The organism is Terrabacter sp. MAHUQ-38, assembly GCF_014518425.1.
Classification (GTDB): Bacteria; Actinomycetota; Actinomycetes; order Actinomycetales; family Dermatophilaceae; genus Terrabacter.
The window spans coordinates 285,856-303,864 of record NZ_JACVCU010000005.1; the positions used below are offsets into that span (position 1 = coordinate 285,856).

Consider the following 18,009-nt stretch of genomic DNA (forward strand, 5'->3'; position numbering starts at 1 on the left):
GGAACGACCAGCGAGCGCAGTTTCTTCAGGTTTGAAGTGTTGCGTCGTCTGACGACACGGGGACTCCCGTCCGGGTGTCCCCATCTCTCAACCTGAAGGAGCCAGTCATGGCGCAGGGTACTGTCAAGTGGTTCAACTCGGAGAAGGGCTTCGGCTTCATCGCCCCGACCGAGGGTCCCGATGTCTTCGTGCACTACTCGGAGATCACCGGTAACGGTTACCGGAGCCTCGAGGAGAACCAGGCCGTCGAGTTCGACATCGAGCAGGGCCCCAAGGGTCCGCAGGCGATGCGGGTTCGCGCGATCTGAGCCCACGGGCCAGAAGCACAGCCGTACGACAGAGGCCGGTCCCGTGTGGGACCGGCCTTCGTCGTACCCGGCGCAGGCGCAGCGTCGCGAGCCCGACCTGTGGGGTCGGGATGCGCCGCGTCCAGCGTCAGCTCAGAGGTGGGTCAGCCGCTCGAAGGGGCTGTTGACGCGCACCAGGCCGGACTCGAAGCGCAGAGTCACCGACGCGCCGCTGGTAGCGACGACGACACCCAGGCCGTGCCGCATGTGCGACACGCGGTCACCGACCGCGAAGGTCTCGATGACGGGGGTGGGAGCCGGCCTGAACGGGCTGTTGGCGAGGTGGCGACGGCGGTCGGGCGTTCCGTGAGAGGTCACCCCTCAGTATGCGCCCTCCCCGGCGGTCCGCAGAGACATCCGAGCCCTCGGGGGGCCGCTCACCCGCATACGGCCCGCGTGGCGTGACCGGATCGTGACCGGTTGACGGGCCCACGACGACCTGCCCTTCGGGCCGCGACCGAGCGCGAACACGGCGCACGAACACGGCGTACGAACACGGCCCACGAAAGGCGCAGGCACCTGTGGGCGGTGCTCGCGCGTCAGTCGACCGGCTCCTGCGTGGGCTGCCAGGCTCCGAGCTCGTTGCCCGCGGGATCGGTGAAGAAGAACCGCCGGCCACCCGGAAAGTCGTAGGGCTCACGGGTGACCGTGCCGCCGGCAGAGACCACGGCCGAGACCGTGGCGTCGAGGTCGTCGGAGTAGAGGAGCACGAGCGCACCCCCCGGCGACCCGGACGCCCCGCGGTTGAGCCCGCCGACCTCGCCGTCGCCGTCGGGCGCCTGGATGCCGGCGTAGTCGGGCCCGTAGTCGTTGAAGGCCCAGCCGAACGCATCGGCATAGAACGCCTTCGAGGCCGAGAGGTCGGGGGCGGCCAGCTCGATGTAGTCGATCGTGTGGTGGACGTGTGCCATGACGTCTCCTCGGGCGCTGGTATGGGCTGGGGTGCGGTGGTCAGTCGATGCCGAGAGCGTTGACGACGCGGTCGAAGGACGACGTCAGACCGTGCTCGACCGCGAGCCTCGACATGAGCGCGGGGTCGGCCACGGATGCCGGCACCGTGATGTCGTCGTCGGGGATCGGGGCGTCCTTGACGACCGCGACCACACGCGGGGCCGCATCGAGGTAGTCGCTGGCGGCCTCGAGGCGCGCCCGCTGGGCCCCCTTGAGCGCGGGGTCGCCCGCGGCGATGGCCGCCCGCAGGGCCTCCAGCGTGCCGTAGGTCGTGATGAGCTTGGCGGCGGTCTTCTCGCCCACGCCGGCCACACCCGGCAGCCCGTCGCTCGTGTCACCGCGCAGGACGGCCATGTCGGCATAGGCGGCACCGGTGCCGACGCCGTACTTCTCCGCGATGAACGCCTCGTCGACGAGGTCGGGGGAGCGCACGCCGCCGCGGGCCGTGTACACGACCCGGACCTGGTTGGCGTCGTCGACGAGCTGGAAGAGGTCGCGGTCGCCCGTGACGATGTCGATGGGCATGCGTCCGCTGTATGCCGTCGCGTAGGTGCCGATCACGTCGTCCGCCTCGCAGCCGTCGACGCCGACGCGCGCGATGCCCAGGGCAGCCAATGCGTCGGCGATGATCGGCACCTGGACCGCGAGCGCCTCGGGGACCTGCTCGCCGGCGAGCTGGTCGTCGCCCGGCTCGGCCACGCGGTGGGCCTTGTACGAGGGGATAGCGTCGACGCGGAAGGCCGGTCGCCAGTCGTTGTCCCAGCAGGCCACGAGATGCGAGGGCCGCCCCCGCTCGACGAGTGAGGCGATCATGTCGAGCACTCCGCGGACCGCGTTGGTCGGGACACCGCTCGGACCGATGACTTCGGGCACGCCGAAGAAGGCGCGGAAGTACAGCGACGCGGAGTCGAGCAGGAGCAACCGGGAGGCGGAGGACGGCATACGCGAGAGGCTACCGGGACGGCTCAGCATGCAGGCCGGCACACCAGAGCGCTCCCGTGAGCACGGTCCGGTCCCGGCCCTCGAGCGAGGCGTACCGACATGAGGAATGCAGCCACCGCCGCATAACCCCTGGTCTACCCTTCGGCCATGGAAGATCTCGACCGTCGCCTCGTCGGCCTGCTGCTCGCTGACGGCCGGATGAGCTACACCGACCTCGGCAAGGCCACGGGCCTGTCCACCTCGGCGGTGCACCAGCGGGTGCGCCGGCTCGAGGAGCGCGGGGTCGTGACGGGGTACACCGCTCAGGTGTCTCCCGAGGCGCTGGGTCTCCCGCTCACCGCACTCATCTCGGTGACGCCGTTCGACCCGAGCGCCCCCGACGACGTGCCCGACCGCCTTCGCCACATCTCCGAGATCGAGGACTGCCACTCGGTCGCGGGTGTCGAGAGCTACATCCTCAAGGTGCGCGTCCAGACGCCCGGCACCCTCGAGGACCTGCTGGCCCGGATCCGCACGGCCGCAAACGTCTCCACGCGCACCACGGTCGTGCTGTCGACCCCGTGGGAGGGCCGCAGCGCCTCAGCGGCGCCCCGCGACGACGCCTGAGCCGCCGGGGTGGCGTATGCCGAGGCCGGGGGTCCGCTCCTCGGCGTGGGCGGGGCGCGTCAGAGGTCTGACGGGTCGGTGTTCGCGCCACAGAGGACGACGGCGACTCTCTCGTCCGGCTCCGGCCGGTAGGCGCCGGAGGTCACGCCGGCAAGAGCTGCGGCGGCGCCGTGCTCGACGACGATGCGCCAGCGGTCCCACAGCATCGACCGCGCCGCGATGATGTCGTCATCGGTGACCACGACGCTCGTCACCGGCAGCCGGCTCGCGACGTCGAAGGCGATCTCGCCGAGCCGTCGGGCGCCGAGGGAGTCCGCGGCGACGCCGGAGACCGGGACGTCCACGGGACGGCCGGCGTCCAGTGCCGACCGGAGCGTCGGCGCACCGGCGGGCTCGACGCCAACGACCGTTGCGGCACCGTCGAGGGCGGTCGTGACACCCGCCAGGAGGCCGCCGCCGCCGACGGCGACGACCACCGTGTCCAACCCGGCAGGCACCTGCTCGAGAAGCTCCAGGGCGAGCGTCCCTGCGCCGGCAGCGATCTCGGGCTGGTCGTAGGCGTGGCAGTAGAGGGCGCCGGTGCGTGACACCTCTTCCTGCGCGGCTTCGTAGGCGGTGGCGTACTCACGGCCGGCCAGGACGACGCGCGCGTCGTAGCTCGCGAGCCGGGCCACCTTGACGGCCGGTGCCGTTTCCGGGACGAAGACCGTGGCGCGCACGCCGAGGCGGGCGGCGGCATAGGCGTTGGCCATGCCGGCGTTTCCTCCGGACGCCACGACGATGCCGGTGGCCGGGTCGAGGGAGCCGTTCTCACGTGCCCGCAGGATGCGGTTGAACGCGCCCCTCGCCTTGAACGAGCCCGTGTGCTGGAGGTACTCGAGCTTGAACACTGCGCGGCCGCCGATGAGGTCGCTGTCGACGGGGCACAACGGTGTGGTGCGGACGTGGTCGCGGATGCGGTCGCCGGCCTCGTCGACGTCAGTGCGCTGGATCACGTCCCGACAGTACGACGACGTCATCAGAGCTGGTCGGTCGGCTCGACCGCCGGGCCCGCGACGTCGACGACGTCGTCGTCCCGCGCGGCCCCGGAGCGCGCGAGCACCCGCGTGCGGTGCCACCACCACAGGGCGAGAGCAGTCAGTGTCATGCAGTCGGCGACGACCGCGAGCGTCGTGAGCGACCCGCTCACCAGCGGCGACACGGCGCCGGCCACGACGGCGTTGACGCAGGTGCTGAGGAACGCCTGGAACGACGAGACGGCGCCTCGATGGCGCGGCCTCGAGTCGAGCACTGCGATCGTGAGGATCGGGAACACGAGCGAGACGCCGAAGGATGCGGTGGCCACGGGCAGCACCGTCCAGAGCACGCCGGGGACGTCGACGACCGCCTGGTAGACGACGGCGAAGACACCACCCGCCAGGGCCACGACCATGCCGGCGAGGACGAATGCTCCCTGCCGGACCCGACCCGCGAGACGGCCCGTGAGGAAGGACCCGAGCATCATCGTCGCGACGAGGGGGATGAAGAGCACACCGAAGTCGCGTTCACCGAGCCCAAGATGGCCGACGACGATCGCCGGGGCCGAGGCCACGTAGAGGAAGAGCGCGCCGAAGTTCAGCGCGATGGCTGCGCTGAGCCGCAGGACGCCGCCGTCGCCGGCGGCCGACATGAAGGACGCGAGCAGCGGACGTGGCCGGAACGGGACACGTGCGCTCGCTGGATGGGTCTCGGGCAGCGAGGTCAGGGCGATCGTCACGAGGACCACGCCGTAGCCCGCCAGGACCCAGAAGATCGTGCGCCATGACCCCCAGCCGAGGATCCACCCGCCGACGATGGGAGCGAGAGCCGGCGCCACCGCGAAGATCATCGAGATGTGGCTCATGAAGCGCTGCGCCCGTGCGCCGTCGAAGAGGTCCCGCACGACGGTACGTCCGACGATCATGCCGGCGCCCGCGACGAGGCCCTGAGCCGCCCGCGCACCGAGAAGGAGCGGCATGCTCGGCGCCAGCGCGCAGAGAGCGCTGGCCACGGCGTACAGCAGGCACCCGGTCACGATGACCCGGCGCCGACCGAGCGCGTCGGACAGCGACCCGTGGAAGAGGCTCGCGACGGCGAAGGCGGCGAGGTAGACACTCAGCGTCTGTTGCATCGTGACCTTGTCGACCTCGAGCTCGCGGGTCATGACGTCGAACGCCGGAAAGATCGCGTCGATGGTGAACGGCCCCACCATCGTCAGGGCGGCGAGGATGAGGACGAGGCGCAGCCGCGACAGCCGTGACCCTGCCGCGGTGGGGACGTCTCGGGTGAGGGTCACGCACGCCCGATCCGGGCGCGCACCGCTCGGGTGACGGCCGCGAGGTCGCCGGGGGAGAGCCCGATGTCGAAGCCACGCCGCCCACCTGAGACGTAGACGGTGTCGAAGCCGTATGCAGTGTCGTCGAGAACCGTTGGGAGAGCGCGCTTCTGCCCGACGGGGGAGATGCCTCCGACGACGAAGCCGGTGCTGCGCTCAGCTGCCGCGGGGTCGGCCATCGTCACACTCTTGGTGCCGAGCGCCGCTGCGACCGCCTTGAGGTCGAGCTGTCCGTCAACGGGCACGACCCCGACCGCGAGTCCCTTGCCGGTGTCGACGAGGAGGGTCTTGAAGACCTGCGCCGAGTCGACGCCCAGGGCAGCGGCGGCCTCCAGGCCGTAGCTGCCGCTCGACGGGTCGTGCGCGTAGGGGTGTCGCGTGTAGGCGACACCGGCGCGGTCGAGTGCCACGGTGGCAGGCGTGGAGGGGCCGTCGGCCTGGCGCCGGCTGCCCATCAGGCGTTCGCGACGGACGCGAGCCCGTCCCAGATCGTCGTGATGACGAGGTCGGTCGCCTCGTCGGCGGTCGTGCCCGGGTGGGCGCTTCGCCACACCGCGAGCCGTTCGCACCCGCCGATGAGGATCTCGGCCATGACCGTGACCCGGTGCGGCTCGAGCACGGCGAAGGCCGGCAGGGTGCGCAGCGCCTCGGCGAACGCCTTCGCCGTCTGCTGGCGGATGCGCTCGACGGACGCCGACGCCTCACCGATGAGGGCGCCCTCCGTGCGCAGGAGCGCGAACGCCTGCGCATGCTCGTCGATGAACGAGAAGAACGCGTGGACGACGTCGCGCACTCGGTCGCGCGCCGGAGCCGCCGGCTGGGCGACCCATGACTCGATGAGGGCCGCGAGGAGCTGACCGCGGGCCCGTTCGATCGTGGCGGCGAGCAGACCCTCCTTCGACCCGAAGTAGTCGTAGATGAGGGGCTTGGTCACGCCCACGAGCTCGGCGATCTCGTCCATCGTCGCCGCCTGGATGCCCCGGCTCGAGAAGACCTGCTCGGCCACGGCCAGCATCTGCGCCTCACGTTCGGCACGGGGCATGCGGACGCGGGTGCCGGGGGCGCGGGAGGTCACCGCCGCAGTCTACGTGCGCCCCTGCCCGATGCCCTCGTGCCTCAGACGAGCTGCGATTCGGCGGCGGCGCGGCTGGTCGCCGCCTGCTCGGTCGCCTCGGCGAGGACCGACTCGTGGTCGACCGACTCGTGCCACCACCGCTGGCCCGACTCGGGCAGGGTGTAGATCGGGTCGTAGTAGACGTACTCGCGCGACAGCGCCTCGGTGTCGTCGCCCTCGATCGAGGTGCGGTAGTTCTTTCGCCAGTAGGAGATCCCGCGCTCGGTGTCGTACTCCTCCACCTGGTGCACCCAGCGCTTGCCGACGAACGGCACGTCGCAGACGATGCGTGGCGTCGAGAAGCCGGGGAGGTACCCCATCATCGAGTGCTGGAGGCGCTGGGCCTCGGCGAGCGAGAGTCGCCAGTGCTCGGAGAACGGGATCATGTCGCACATGTAGAAGTAGTACGGCGTGATCTGTGCACCGTCGGCGAGGGCGAAGCACAGGTCGAGCAGCTGCGCGGTCGTGTCGTTGACGCCCCGCATCAGGACACCCTGGTTGCGGACGTCACGCACGCCCGCGTCGAGCATCGCCTTCGAGGCGCGTGCGACCGAGGGCGTCATCGACTGCGCGTTGTTGACGTGGGTGTGGATCGCGAGAGAGACGCCACGTGCGCGTGCCTTGGCCGACACCCGGCCCACGCCCTCGACGACGTCCTCGGCGAACCAGTGCTGGGGCAGGCCCATGAGCGCCTTGGTCGCGAGGCGGATGTCGCGGATGTTCTCGATGTCGAGGAGCTGGTCGATGAACACCTCGAGGTTCTTCCACGGCATGTTGGCGACGTCGCCACCCGAGACCACGACGTCGCGCACGACGGGCGAGGAACGCAGGTAGTCGAGCATCGCGGCGTAGCGGTCGACGGGCTTGAGGTCGAACTTCAGCTTGGCGACCTGGGGCGTCGAGTTGCCGACGAGGTCCATGCGCGTGCAGTGGCCGCAGTACTGCGGGCACGTCGGCAGCAGCTCGGCGAGCACCTTGGTCGGGTAGCGGTGCGTGAGGCCTTCTGCGACCCACATGTCGTGCTCGTGGAGCGAGTCGCGCGAGGCGTGCGGGTGCGACGGCCAGTCGGTGCGGCGGTCGGAGAACACCGGCAGCATGTAGCGGCGGATGGGGTCGGCGTAGAACGCGTCGGTGAAGTCGTGGCCGGCCGACGGCATGGGGCTGTCGGTCGACGGGACCATGGTGTTGAGCATCTGCGGCGGGACGAGCATCGACATCGTCGCGCGCTCGGCCTGATCCTTGGCGAGGTCGTCGTAGAAGCGGTCGTCGAGCAGGTCGCCGAGGAGGGTTCGCAACTGCTTGATGTTCCTGACACAGTTGACCCGCTGCCACTGCGCGCTGTCCCAGTCGGCCTGGGTGACGTCCGCCCATCCCGGGAACCGTGTCCAGTCGGGCTCGACGAGCTCGCGCCGGCGGTAGGCGTAGGGCTGCTCAACCTTGCTCATGCCGGCAACAGTAATGGCACGGGTGGCGTCTCTCCAACATGTCCGGCCCCCGGATTGGCGAAGATGTGCCTCTAGTGGTCCTATGCTGACGCAAGATCTTCGGCCTCCGTCCGTACAGACAGAAGGATTTGTGAACGTGTCAGACCCGATGTCGGCCGCCCCGGATCCGGTGGCCACGGCCCGCGTGTCGTCGCCTGTCGGCCTCCACCGCGTCCTCGAGCCCGCCGGCGCTGCCATCACGCTCCCGCAGGCCGCGCGCCGCCTCGACGCCCGGCCCGAGCTGTGGGACGACGAGGTGCGGATCGCGGTCGAGACCCTCAACCTCGACGCGGCGTCCTACCGCCAGCTCGCCGAGAAGCACAGCGTCGGCGGGCGGGTCGACGGGGGAGCGGTTCGTGCCGAGGTCCGTGACATCATCGCGACGCGAGGCAAGATGCAGAACCCCGTCACCGGTTCGGGCGGGATGCTCATCGGCACCGTCGAGGAGGTCGGACCGGGCAGCCCCCTCGGCCTCCGCGTGGGCGACCGTGTTGCGACCCTCGTCTCGCTGTCGCTGACGCCCCTCGCGATCACCGACGGGCTCGAGCGCTGGGACGGCCTCTCCGAGCAGGTGCCCGCCGCAGGCCACGCCATCCTCTTCGGTCGCAGCATCGCCGCGACGCTGCCCCACGACCTCGACCCGCACCTCGCGCTCATGGTCATGGACGTCTGCGGCGCGCCCGCGCTCGTCGAGCGGGTCGTCGGGGAGTATGCCGCCCGCGGCCTCGCGCCGACGGTCGCCGTCCTCGGTGGGGCCGGGAAGTCCGGCTCGCTCTCCCTCGCCGCGGCGCGCGCCGCGGGTGCTGCTCGCACGATCGGCGTCGTGCCGGTGGAGCGTGAGCGCGAGGTCCTCGACGCGAGTGGCCTCGCGGACGCGGTGGTGCTCGCCGACGCCCGCTCACCGCTCGGGCTGGCCGCCGCGGTCGAGTCGGCCGGTGGCCCCGCCGACATCACCGTCGTCTGCGTCGACGTGCCCGGCTGCGAACAGCCCGCCATCCTCGCCACCGCGCAGGGGGGCACCATCATCTTCTTCAGCATGGCGACGAACTTCGCAGCAGCCGCCCTCGGCGCCGAGGGCCTTGCGGCCGACGTGCGGATGCTCGTCGGCAACGGCTACGTCCCGGGCCACGCCGAGACCGCGCTCCGCCTCGTGCGCGAGGTGCCCGCCGTGCGGGCGCTCTTCGAGGGCCGTCTGGCCGCCGAGACGGCAGGATCGGACGCATGACGCGGCAGACCCCCATGCTCGAGCTCGACCCCGCGGTCGTGCGGCGTGCCCGGTCCCTGGCCCGGAAGGCCGCGGCGCCCGTCGTCGAGATCGCACGGAGCCACACGACCGTCTCCGTGGAGCGCGCGACCCTGCGTCTCGCAGGTCTGTCCGGTGCCGACCACGAACGCGTGCCGTGGGTCAACCACCTCGTGAACGCCGTCCGCGACGAGGTCGGCCTCGAGCACGGCGTGACGACGCCGGTCTACGACGCGCTCCTGCGCGGCGAGGCACCCGACCTCACGACGCTCGCGCAGAAGGCGGCCAGCGGCAACGTCTCGTTCCGGCTGCCGACGGGGCGTGAGGGCGCGGCCGCCCGGCGCGCCGCGGCGAAGGGCGTAGGGTCCGGGCTGCGCACCATCGACCGCTCGCGCGCCACCCGCGACCGGCTCGTGAAGCGTCACGGCGACCCGAAGACCACGCCGTGGATCTACCTCATCGTCGCGACCGGCGACATCTACGAGGACATCCCCCAGGCCCAGGCCGCCGCGCGCGAGGGCGCCGACATCATCGCGGTCATCCGCTCGACCGGTCAGTCGCTCCTCGACTACGTGCCCGAGGGCGCGACCCGGGAGGGTTTCGCCGGGACGTATGCCACCCAGGAGAACTTCCGCCTGATGCGCGCGGCCCTCGACGACGTGAGCAAGGAGCTCGGTCGCTACGTGCGCCTGACGAACTACGCGTCCGGACTCTGCATGCCCGAGATCGCCGCCCTCGCCGGCATGGAGCGTCTCGACATGATGCTCAACGACTCGATGTACGGCATCCTCTTCCGCGACATCAACCCGATCCGCACCTTCGTCGACCAGCGCTTCTCGCGCCAGGTCCACGCCCGCGCCGGCATCATCATCAACACCGGTGAGGACAACTACCTCACGACCGCCGACGCGGTCGAGGCTGCCCACACGGTCACGGTGAGCCAGCTGCTCAACGAGCGGTTCGCCAAGGAGGCCGGTCTCGAGGACTGGCAGCTCGGTCTCGGGCACGCGTTCGAGATCAACCCGGAGATCCGCGACAGCTTCCGGATGGAGCTCGCCCACGCGATGCTCGCCCGCCGGCTCTTCCCGGACGCACCGCTCAAGTGGATGCCGCCGACGAAGCACATGACCGGCGACGTCTTCCGCGGCTACCTGCTGGACGGGTTCTTCAACCTCGTCGGGGCGATGACCGGACAGGGCATCCTCCTGGTCGGCATGATGACCGAGGCCGTCGTGACCCCGTTCCTGTCCGACCGTGACCTCGCCCTGCAGAACGTCCGCTACGTCATGAACGCGGCGAGCGGGCTCACCGAGGACTTCCACCCGCCGCGCGACGGCTTCATCCAGACCCGGGCCCGCCAGGTGCTCTCCGAGGCGGTCGACCTGCTCGACCGCATCGTCACCGACACCGACGCCGCCGGCGACGCGCCGTTGCTCGCAGCGATCGCGGACGGCACGTTCGGCCTCATGAAGCGTCCCCCGACGGGCGGCAAGGGGCTCGACGGCGTCTTCCGGCGCGCCGACGACTACGACAACCCGGCAACCACAGCCCTGGACGCGTGGACGCCACCGGCGCGGGGGGCGAAGCGATGACCAGCGGCACGGCTCCACGGGGCAACATCGTCCGGCCCTACGGCGACACGACCGGCGACGGCATGGTGCAGATGTCGTTCACGCTGCCCCTCCCGCACGACAAGCTGGCCGAGGGTGCGGCGCTGCAGCTGGCACGCAAGATGGGCCTCGACCCGGCGCTGCTCGTCCACGCCAAGGCCATGGGCCCGGACTTCACCTTCGTCGTCGTCTACGGCAGCTCGACCCACCTCGTCAACCTCGACGACGTGCACGTCGTCGAGCGCGAGTACCCGCTGCTCAGCGCCAAGGACGCGAACCTGGCGATCCGGAAGCAGCTGCGCCGCAAGCTCGTCGTCGTCGGCGCCTGCATCGGCACCGATGCGCACACGGTCGGTATCGACGCGATCCTCAACATCAAGGGCTTCGCCGGCGAGAAGGGCCTCGAGTACTACCGCGAGATCAAGGTCGTGAACCTCGGCGCCCAGGTGCTGGTGCCCGACCTCGTCGCACGGGCCCGCGCCGAGAAGGCCGACGCCGTCCTCGTCAGCCAGGTCGTCACCCAGAAGGACGCCCACATCCACAACACGACGCAGATGTCCGCAGCGTTCCGGGAGGCGTACCCGGCCGGCCAGGTGCCGGTGCTCATCGCCGGCGGCCCCCGCTTCGAGGACGGTTCCGAGAAGGCCCTCGGGGTCGACCGGATCTTCGGCCGCGGCACGACGCCTGGAGAGGTCGCGAGCTATCTCGTCCACGAGATCGGTCTCCGGAAGGGAAAGAAGTCATGACCGACGCCAGCACCGGGGCCCCCGAGCCCACCGCTCCCACCACCCCGGCAACCGCCTCGACGACGCCCGCCACCCGCACGAAGGCGAAGGTGGGCCTGCGCATCACGCACCGCCGCTACGTCCCGTACGGCCACGCGCACTACGCCGGCAACCTCGTCGACGGCGCCTACTCCCTGGCCGCGTTCGGCGACGTCGCCACCGAGATGTGCATCGTCACCGACGGCGACGAGGGCCTCTTCGCCTCGTACAGCGACGTCCAGTTCCGGTCCCGCATCACCGCCGGCGACGTCATCGAGATCTCCGCCGAGATCATCCGCGTCGGCACCCGCTCGCGCGAGATGGACTTCGAGGTACGCGTCGTCGGCCGCGGAAACCAGGAGCGCGGCGCGTCCGCGGCCGAGATGCTCGACCCGCCGATCGTGGCCACGACCGCCCGCGGCGTCGTCGTCGTCCCCTGAGGGGTAGACGCAGACGCGCACCGGCCTACCCGGGCTCGGGGGTACCCCGGGGGGCGGAGGCCGCCGGGGGTCGGCATACGGTGAACCACGTGCGGCGTCTCCTCGTGTCCCTCCTCGGCGGAGGGCTGCTCTGCTTCGCCTTCCCCACCTTCGACGTGTGGGTCGCCGCCCCGTTCGCGCTCGCGCTGTGGGCGTGGGCGTGGACGGGGGCGGGTGCGCGCCGCGGCTTCCTGCTCGGCCTGGCCGGTGGTCTCGTGTTCTTCGTGCCCATGCTCAGCTGGTCGGGCATCTACGTCGGGTCGCTCCCGTGGATCGCGCTGGCGACCCTCGAGTCGCTCTTCGTCGGCCTTGCCGGCGCGCTCGTGGGGTGGCTGGGACGTGCGGGGCGCGTCCGCCCGCTCGCGTTCGCCCTGGTCTGGGTCGTCACGGAAGGACTCCGGGCACGTGCGCCCTACGGCGGCTTCCCGTGGCTCAAGCTGGCGTTCGGACAGGCGGACTCGCCGTTCGGCCGGCTCGTCGCACTGGGCGGCGCCCCCTTCATCGGCTTCGTCATCGCCCTCGCGGGCGGGCTGCTCGCGCTCGCGGTCCAGGCGGCGCTCGGTCGCCCCCGAATGCCGGCACGCCGGGTGGCGTCATCCGTGGCGCCAGCGCTCGTGCTGGGCTTCGCGGGCCTGGCCGTACCGCTGCCGACGGACGGGCAGCCCGCCCAGTTCCTCGGCGTGCAGGGAAACGTCCCTCGGCCGGGTCTGGACTTCAACGCCGAGCGCCGGGCCGTCCTCGACAACCACGTGGCCGCGACCCTCGCGGCCGAGAAGGACGTCGACGCCGGGCGGGTGCCGCCGCCCGACCTGGTCGTCTGGCCCGAGAACGCCTCAGACATCGACCCCCTGCGCAACGCCGACGCCAAGGCGCTCATCCTCCAGACGGTCGAGACCATCAAGCGGCCGCTCATCGTCGGCGGCCTGCTCGAGGAGCCCGTCGGCTTCCTGTCCAACGTCGCGCTGCTCTTCGAGCCGGGCAAGGGCAACACCGACCGCTACGTGAAGCGCCACCCCGTGCCGTTCGGGGAGTACATCCCGAACCGGTCGTTCTGGCGGATCTTCAGCAAGGAGGTCGACCTCGTCCGGCGGGACTTCGTGGCCGGCCCCGCCCCCGGCGTGTTCGACGTGTCGACGCCCGGCGGGACCCAGATCCGGGCTGGGCTCGCGATCTGCTTCGAGGTGGCCTACGACGACATCATGCGCGACGCCGTCGAGGCCGGCGCGAACGTGCTCGTCGTCCAGACCAACAACGCGACCTTCGGCTTCACCGCCGAGTCCCCGCAGCAGCTCGCGATCAGCCGGCTGCGCGCCATGGAGTTCGGTCGCTCCGTCGTGCACGTGTCGACCGTGGGCGAGAGCGCCCTCATCACGCCTGACGGAACCGCACACCAGGTGACGTCGTTGTTCACACAGGCGGTGGTCCGAGGGGCCCTACCATTGCGGGACGCCACGACGCTGGCCACCCGCGTCGGTGAGGCCCCTGAATGGGCAGCCGCCGCAGGACTGCTGGTGATGCTCGCCCTGGGCATCCGGGGCGGTCGCCGAACGCTGCTGCGGACGGCGCACGACCCGGCGCGGCACAAGACGAAGGACGAGGATGACGACGACGCAGCGTGAGCCGGTCACCCGGGTGGCCGTGCTCATCCCGACGTACAACGAGCGGGACAACCTGCCCGGGATCATCGCTCGGGTGCGTTCGAACGTGCCCGGCGCCGACGTCTTCGTGCTCGACGACAGCTCGCCTGACGGCACCGGGCAGATCGCCGACGACCTGGCGGCCTCCGACCCGCAGGTGCGGGTCGTGCACCGCAGGGTCAAGGAGGGCCTCGGGAAGGCCTACCTCGCCGGCTTCGCGCGCGCCCTCGACGAGGGCTACGACGCCGTCGTGGAGATGGACGCCGACGGGTCGCACCTGCCCGAGCAGCTTGCGTCGCTCCTCGCGGCTCTCGGCCAGGCCGACGTCGTGATCGGTGCGCGCTGGGTGCGCGGCGGCGAGGTGCGCAACTGGCCGGCCCGTCGCAAGGTGCTCTCCGTGGGTGCGAACGTCTACACCAAGGTGCTCCTCGGGATGCCGGTCAACGATGCGACGGCCGGTTACCGCGTCTATCGCGCGAGCGCGCTGCGGACGATGGGCCTTCAGGGTGTCGAGTCGCAGGGTTACTGCTTCCAGATCGACCTGACGCTGCGTGCCGTGCGTGCCGGCCTCACGGTCGTCGAGGTGCCCATCACCTTCGTGGAGCGCGAGGTGGGCGTGTCCAAGATGGGCCGTGACATCGTCCGTGAGGCGCTGACGAGCGTCACCCGTTGGGGGCTGGAGCACCGGGTCGGCCAGCTGCGATCTCTCGCGGGTCGCGTCCGTGACCGCCAGCCCGTCGGGGAGCGGTCGTGAGCTCCACCCCTCGCCCGCGCCGGCTTCGCCCGACTCGGCTGGCGGCTGCCGCGCTGCTCCTGCTGCCCGTCGTCGAGATCCTCGTGCTCGTCGGGGTCGGTCAGGCCATCGGCGGCTGGCCGACCTTCCTGCTCCTCGTCGCGACGTCGCTGCTCGGTGTGTGGCTCATCCGCCGAGAGGGAGGCAAGGCCTGGCGCGCGCTCGAGCAGGCCGTTCGGAGCGGGCGCATGCCAGCCCGCGAGATCGCCGACGGCGTCGTCGTGCTCGTGGGCGGTGCGCTGCTCGTCGCACCCGGCTTCGTCACCGACGTCCTCGGCCTGCTGCTCGTGCTGCCCTTCACCCGTCCGGTTGCGCGCAGCATGCTCGCGGCCGTCATCTCGCGGCGGCTCGTCGCGCAGACGGGCCGTTTCACGGGTCCCGCCGTGACCGGCCAGCCGGGCTGGGAGCAACAGCCGCCTCAGGGGCCACGCCGGTCGACCTCGAGCGACGAGGTCGTCGAGGGCGAGATCATCGACGAGGACTGAGCGGACCGTTCGCCCCGAAGCGGGGCGGCATACGCGCGTGGCCTGAAGCGCGCTGGATGGCGACTAGCCCGCCCCCACGAAGGAGAACGGTCGGGCTCAGAAGCCCACCGGACGGCGAGAAGCCCGCCCCCACGAAGGAGAACGGTCGGGCTCAGAAGCCCACCGGACGGCGAGAAGCCCGCCCCCACGAAGGAGAACGGTCGGGCTCAGAAGCCCACCGGACGGCGAGAAGCCCGCCCCCACGAACGGGACGGGCTTCTCGATGCTGCAGTCTGTGGTGCGCGGGTCAGGCGGTCTTGCGACGCCGGGGCTTCTCGCCGCGGGACTCGCGCAGCAGCGTCAGGCGCTCCTCGAGAAGCTCCTCGAGCTCGGGGATGGAGCGGCGCTCCAGCAGCATGTCCCAGTGCGTGCGCTGGTGCTTGACCGGCTTCGCCTCGGGCTCGGGGCCACCGCCCTGGAGCTTGGCGTCGAGGCCGCAGCGGCACTCCCACGTCGCCGGCACGTCCGCCTCGATGGAGAACGGGAGCTCGGTGCGGTGACCTTCTGGGCAGACGTAGACGGTGAGCTGACGCTCACTCGGGACGACGTTCTCGTCGGACTCCATGCTCCTCGTGCCGAGGTTGGAACCGCGTAGTGCTCGATCGGCCATGTGGACCCCTCCAAGACTCCTGCCACTGTGACACCCAATGGTGTCTTACCCTCACAGACGCTTGAACGACCGAATCGGTTGACTTGTTCCCTGGGTGGCGGCGAATTGTAGGCGTTTCTCAGATGACGGCGGGCACCGGGTTGCCGGCCTGTTCGATGCCTTCACGCATGCGGACGCGGGAGAGCAGCACGCCCCCGACCGCGAAGAAGACGATGAGCGCGATGATCGCCCAGCGGTAGCTGAGGGTGAACTGGTAGACGAGGCCGAAGATGAGCGTGCCGAACCAGCTCGTGCCGCGCTCCATCGCCTGGTAGAGGCTGAAGTACTCCGCCTCGCGACCCTTGGGGATCAGCTGGCTGTAGAGCGAGCGCGACAGGGCCTGGGTGCCGCCGAGGACGATGCCGATGAGCAGGCCCAGGGCCATGAAGATGACGAACGACTTCGACGGCACGAGGAAGGCGAAGACGACGACGACCGTCCACAGCCCGATTCCGTAGAGGACGGTCCGCCACGCTCCGATGGAGCCTGCGACCCGACCGAAGAGGCGGGCGCCGAAGAACGCGACGAACTGCACGAAGAGGAAGACGCCGAGGACCGTCGTCTCCGAGAAGCCGAGCTCCTTGGACCCGTAGACGCTGGAGCTGCCGATGACGGTCTGGATGCCGTCGTTGAAGAAGAGGTACGCGAGCAGGAAGAGCTTGGTCTGCGGGTAGTTCGCGAGGTCCCTGAAGGTGCTGCGCAGCTGCGCCATACTGCCCCCGACGACGCCCGCCGAGCGCGCCACCGGCGTCTCCACGGTGCCGGTGAGGTGGCGCAGGCCGAGGTACGGGATGAGCGTGAAGCCGGCCCACCAGAGGCCCGCCGACAGGATGCTGATGCGGGTCGAGGTGGCTCGGTCGAGGCCGAGGTCCTCGTGGAAGAAGTCGAGGGCGAAGTTGAGGGCGAGCAGGATGCCGCCGCCGAGATAGCCGAACGCCCAGCCCTTGGACGACACGCGGTCGCGCTCGTTCTCGTTGGCGATGCGGCACAGGATCGAGTCGTAGATGACGAGCGAGGAGCCCAGGCAGATGCCGGCCACGACGACGAGTGCCGCTCCGAGCTGCCAGTTGGTGCCTGCGACGAAGAACATGAGGCTGGCGGCGAGCGCGCCGGCCCACGCGAATCCGGCGAACAGTCGCGTCGGGCGCGGGCTGCGGTCGGCGATGGCGCCGATGAAGATGAGGACGACGGCCGACAGGATCGTCGTGAAGGTCACGGTGAAGAACCACAGTGACCCGGGCGCGACCGGGATCCCGAGCACCGACAGGTTCGTCGTGCAGTCCTGGCCGTCCGCCAGGCCCGGGCAGGCTGCCGCCTCCGCGACGGACGTCAGGTACGGGCTCATGAGCACCGTGGCGGTGGTCGTGACGTAGGCCGAGTTGGCCCAGTCGTACCAGTACCAGGCCCGCTGCTCCCGCGTCTCCGGACGGGCGGCGTTGACGACGACGTGCGACATGCGCCGACTGTCCCATACGGGCGGGCGGACCGGGCCCGGCTGGGCCCGAACACGCCGCGGGCGAAGTGAACCGGCCGGACCCGTCGCTGGGGAGGGTAGGGGAGCGGGGGAGGGGGCTCCATGGCGCGGGTCGGCGGACGGCATACGTCCACTCAGTGGACAGTCCGTCTCGCGTCAGGAGTTCGCCAGCCGGAGCCAAGTCTTCACAAGGCGCATCGCCCGGCGAGAAGGCGCGAAACCATGTGCGGTTCGGCTTCTGGGGTGCCGAGGAGCTCGGGCTGCTCGGCTCGAAGTACTACGTCGGGCAGCTGACGAGCGCGTGGCGCACGGCGACCAAGAGCTGCCAGAACTTCGACATGATCGCCTCGCCCAACCGCACTGTCATCCTCGCCCCCACGAGGGTGCGATTTAGCGCTAAACTATTGAGGTGGACGCAGGAGCGGGGGACCAGGTGGGGCGGATCATCGCAGCGTGGCGCCGCGAGCGTCCTGACGTCGACGTGAGCTCCATCGGGATCATCACGCCCGTCTGGCGACTCGGAGCCATCGTCATGGACAACCGAGCGCACGTGCTCGCCGCCCACGGTCTCGAGCAGAGCCATCTGGACGTCCTCGGGACGCTGCGCCGCAGCGGTGCGCCGTACCGCCTCACGGCCGGTGAGCTCTCGAGGCGCTGTCGTGTGACACCCGGGGCGACGACGCAGCGCGTGCAGGCGATGGAGAAGCTCGGTCTCGTCGAACGGGTCCGTGAGGAGCCGGACCGCAGGACGGTGCACGTGCAGCTGACGCCCGAGGGCCTGACGCGGCTCGACGAGATCTTCGCCGACGTCATGGCGGGAGACGAGTCGCTGCTGGTGGGCCTGTCACCGCCGCAGCGCACGTCGTTGGAGCAGCTGCTGCGGGCGTGGCTCGATGTCCTCGAGACCGGATCCATGGAGCGTCCAGGAACAACCCCATAACGCCGATAATCGACATTATGTCATTCTGTCGTGGAGGGACCGCTCCTCCGCAGGTCTACCGGTGGTCCTAGACACGCGCGCGGAGCCGTAGCCTTGGCG

The 18,009-nt window shown here is 70.6% G+C and carries 21 protein-coding genes; 11 read left to right on the forward strand and 10 right to left on the reverse strand.

Annotated elements, in window-relative coordinates:
* Positions 1-107 precede the first annotated feature (107 nt).
* Positions 108-308, forward strand: coding sequence for a cold-shock protein (locus tag H9I49_RS19350; RefSeq protein ID WP_188032020.1), 201 nt, complete (start codon positions 108-110; stop codon positions 306-308).
* Positions 309-440: 132 nt separating this feature from the next.
* On the opposite strand, the gene H9I49_RS19355 is transcribed toward H9I49_RS19350, so the two are convergent.
* The 3 genes from H9I49_RS19355 to H9I49_RS19365 form a co-directional block, all read right to left on the reverse strand.
* Complete coding sequence (locus H9I49_RS19355) at positions 441-665, reverse strand: hypothetical protein (protein ID WP_188032021.1); 225 nt, start codon at positions 663-665, stop codon at positions 441-443.
* Positions 666-886: 221 nt separating this feature from the next.
* A complete protein-coding gene (locus H9I49_RS19360; protein WP_188032022.1) occupies positions 887-1,258 on the reverse strand; it encodes a VOC family protein in 372 nt (123 codons plus the stop codon).
* 40 nt (positions 1,259-1,298) lie between these two features.
* Positions 1,299-2,240, reverse strand: coding sequence for a 5'-3' exonuclease (locus H9I49_RS19365; RefSeq protein ID WP_188032023.1), 942 nt, complete (start codon positions 2,238-2,240; stop codon positions 1,299-1,301).
* A gap of 147 nt (positions 2,241-2,387) precedes the next feature.
* On the opposite strand from H9I49_RS19365, the gene H9I49_RS19370 reads away from it, so the two are divergent.
* A complete protein-coding gene (locus H9I49_RS19370) occupies positions 2,388-2,846 on the forward strand; it encodes an Lrp/AsnC family transcriptional regulator (RefSeq protein WP_188032024.1) in 459 nt (152 codons plus the stop codon).
* Between the two features lie 59 nt (positions 2,847-2,905).
* Here the strand turns inward: H9I49_RS19370 and H9I49_RS19375 are convergent, their stop codons facing one another.
* The 5 genes from H9I49_RS19375 to H9I49_RS19395 are packed head-to-tail and all read right to left on the reverse strand — an operon-like array spanning position 2,906 to position 7,758.
* Positions 2,906-3,841 (reverse strand): threonine/serine dehydratase, encoded by a 936-nt coding sequence (locus H9I49_RS19375; protein WP_370587663.1) that lies wholly within the window; start codon positions 3,839-3,841, stop codon positions 2,906-2,908.
* Positions 3,842-3,864: 23 nt separating this feature from the next.
* Complete coding sequence (locus H9I49_RS19380; protein WP_370587664.1) at positions 3,865-5,160, reverse strand: multidrug effflux MFS transporter; 1,296 nt, start codon at positions 5,158-5,160, stop codon at positions 3,865-3,867.
* The gene (gene ybaK, locus H9I49_RS19385) at positions 5,157-5,654 is read right to left on the reverse strand and encodes a Cys-tRNA(Pro) deacylase (protein ID WP_188032026.1); all 498 of its coding nucleotides are present in this window, start codon (positions 5,652-5,654) and stop codon (positions 5,157-5,159) included. Before ybaK ends, H9I49_RS19380 begins: the two co-directional genes overlap by 4 nt.
* Positions 5,654-6,274, reverse strand: a complete 621-nt coding sequence (locus tag H9I49_RS19390; RefSeq protein WP_188032027.1) for a TetR/AcrR family transcriptional regulator — start codon at positions 6,272-6,274, stop codon at positions 5,654-5,656. The genes ybaK and H9I49_RS19390 overlap by 1 nt, the downstream gene beginning before the upstream one ends.
* A 41-nt stretch (positions 6,275-6,315) precedes the next feature.
* Positions 6,316-7,758 (reverse strand): KamA family radical SAM protein, encoded by a 1,443-nt coding sequence (locus H9I49_RS19395; protein ID WP_188032028.1) that lies wholly within the window; start codon positions 7,756-7,758, stop codon positions 6,316-6,318.
* A 136-nt stretch (positions 7,759-7,894) separates the two neighbouring features.
* Here H9I49_RS19395 and H9I49_RS19400 point away from each other — a divergent pair, with 136 nt between their 5' ends.
* From H9I49_RS19400 to H9I49_RS19430, 7 genes are all read left to right on the forward strand, one after another.
* Entirely contained in the window at positions 7,895-9,022 is a 1,128-nt protein-coding gene (locus H9I49_RS19400) for an L-erythro-3,5-diaminohexanoate dehydrogenase (RefSeq protein ID WP_370587665.1), read from the forward strand.
* Positions 9,019-10,632, forward strand: coding sequence for a lysine 5,6-aminomutase subunit alpha (locus tag H9I49_RS19405; RefSeq protein ID WP_188032029.1), 1,614 nt, complete (start codon positions 9,019-9,021; stop codon positions 10,630-10,632). Before H9I49_RS19400 ends, H9I49_RS19405 begins: the two co-directional genes overlap by 4 nt.
* Positions 10,629-11,396: an OAM dimerization domain-containing protein gene (locus H9I49_RS19410; RefSeq protein ID WP_188032030.1), complete on the forward strand. Its 768-nt coding sequence runs from the start codon at positions 10,629-10,631 to the stop codon at positions 11,394-11,396. Before H9I49_RS19405 ends, H9I49_RS19410 begins: the two co-directional genes overlap by 4 nt.
* The gene (locus H9I49_RS19415) at positions 11,393-11,854 is read left to right on the forward strand and encodes a hotdog domain-containing protein (RefSeq protein WP_255524105.1); all 462 of its coding nucleotides are present in this window, start codon (positions 11,393-11,395) and stop codon (positions 11,852-11,854) included. The genes H9I49_RS19410 and H9I49_RS19415 overlap by 4 nt, the downstream gene beginning before the upstream one ends.
* Positions 11,855-11,943: 89 nt before the next feature.
* Positions 11,944-13,512 carry an apolipoprotein N-acyltransferase gene (gene lnt, locus H9I49_RS19420; RefSeq protein ID WP_370587666.1) on the forward strand — a complete coding sequence of 523 codons (1,569 nt, stop codon included), beginning with the start codon at positions 11,944-11,946 and terminating at the stop codon, positions 13,510-13,512.
* Positions 13,493-14,284 (forward strand): polyprenol monophosphomannose synthase, encoded by a 792-nt coding sequence (locus H9I49_RS19425; protein ID WP_188032032.1) that lies wholly within the window; start codon positions 13,493-13,495, stop codon positions 14,282-14,284. Before lnt ends, H9I49_RS19425 begins: the two co-directional genes overlap by 20 nt.
* The gene (locus H9I49_RS19430) at positions 14,281-14,808 is read left to right on the forward strand and encodes an FxsA family protein (RefSeq protein WP_188032033.1); all 528 of its coding nucleotides are present in this window, start codon (positions 14,281-14,283) and stop codon (positions 14,806-14,808) included. The genes H9I49_RS19425 and H9I49_RS19430 overlap by 4 nt, the downstream gene beginning before the upstream one ends.
* 286 nt (positions 14,809-15,094) lie before the next feature.
* Here H9I49_RS19430 and H9I49_RS19435 read toward each other — a convergent pair whose 3' ends face one another.
* Complete coding sequence (locus tag H9I49_RS19435) at positions 15,095-15,457, reverse strand: RNA polymerase-binding protein RbpA (RefSeq protein WP_188032034.1); 363 nt, start codon at positions 15,455-15,457, stop codon at positions 15,095-15,097.
* A gap of 118 nt (positions 15,458-15,575) precedes the next feature.
* Positions 15,576-16,952 (reverse strand): MFS transporter, encoded by a 1,377-nt coding sequence (locus H9I49_RS19440; RefSeq protein ID WP_188032035.1) that lies wholly within the window; start codon positions 16,950-16,952, stop codon positions 15,576-15,578.
* A 242-nt stretch (positions 16,953-17,194) separates the two neighbouring features.
* Here H9I49_RS19440 and H9I49_RS23515 point away from each other — a divergent pair, with 242 nt between their 5' ends.
* A complete protein-coding gene (locus H9I49_RS23515) occupies positions 17,195-17,455 on the forward strand; it encodes a M28 family peptidase (RefSeq protein WP_223128924.1) in 261 nt (86 codons plus the stop codon).
* Positions 17,380-17,910 carry a MarR family transcriptional regulator gene (locus H9I49_RS19450; protein ID WP_223128925.1) on the forward strand — a complete coding sequence of 177 codons (531 nt, stop codon included), beginning with the start codon at positions 17,380-17,382 and terminating at the stop codon, positions 17,908-17,910. Before H9I49_RS23515 ends, H9I49_RS19450 begins: the two co-directional genes overlap by 76 nt.
* Positions 17,911-18,009 lie beyond the last annotated feature (99 nt).

Bases quoted from the DNA above. Each gene is read 5' to 3' on its own strand.
- H9I49_RS19365 (WP_188032023.1), bottom strand. From the start codon at position 2,240: ATGCCGTCCTCCGCCTCCCGGTTGCTCCTGCTCGACTCCGCGTCGCTG.
- H9I49_RS19415 (WP_255524105.1), top strand. From the start codon at position 11,393: ATGACCGACGCCAGCACCGGGGCCCCCGAGCCCACCGCTCCCACCACC.
- H9I49_RS19405 (WP_188032029.1), top strand. From the start codon at position 9,019: ATGACGCGGCAGACCCCCATGCTCGAGCTCGACCCCGCGGTCGTGCGG.
- H9I49_RS19435 (WP_188032034.1), bottom strand. From the start codon at position 15,457: ATGGCCGATCGAGCACTACGCGGTTCCAACCTCGGCACGAGGAGCATG.
- H9I49_RS19440 (WP_188032035.1), bottom strand. From the start codon at position 16,952: ATGTCGCACGTCGTCGTCAACGCCGCCCGTCCGGAGACGCGGGAGCAG.
- H9I49_RS19360 (WP_188032022.1), bottom strand. From the start codon at position 1,258: ATGGCACACGTCCACCACACGATCGACTACATCGAGCTGGCCGCCCCC.
- H9I49_RS19395 (WP_188032028.1), bottom strand. From the start codon at position 7,758: ATGAGCAAGGTTGAGCAGCCCTACGCCTACCGCCGGCGCGAGCTCGTC.
- ybaK (WP_188032026.1), bottom strand. From the start codon at position 5,654: ATGGGCAGCCGGCGCCAGGCCGACGGCCCCTCCACGCCTGCCACCGTG.
- H9I49_RS19425 (WP_188032032.1), top strand. From the start codon at position 13,493: ATGACGACGACGCAGCGTGAGCCGGTCACCCGGGTGGCCGTGCTCATC.
- H9I49_RS19410 (WP_188032030.1), top strand. From the start codon at position 10,629: ATGACCAGCGGCACGGCTCCACGGGGCAACATCGTCCGGCCCTACGGC.
- H9I49_RS19350 (WP_188032020.1), top strand. From the start codon at position 108: ATGGCGCAGGGTACTGTCAAGTGGTTCAACTCGGAGAAGGGCTTCGGC.
- H9I49_RS19370 (WP_188032024.1), top strand. From the start codon at position 2,388: ATGGAAGATCTCGACCGTCGCCTCGTCGGCCTGCTGCTCGCTGACGGC.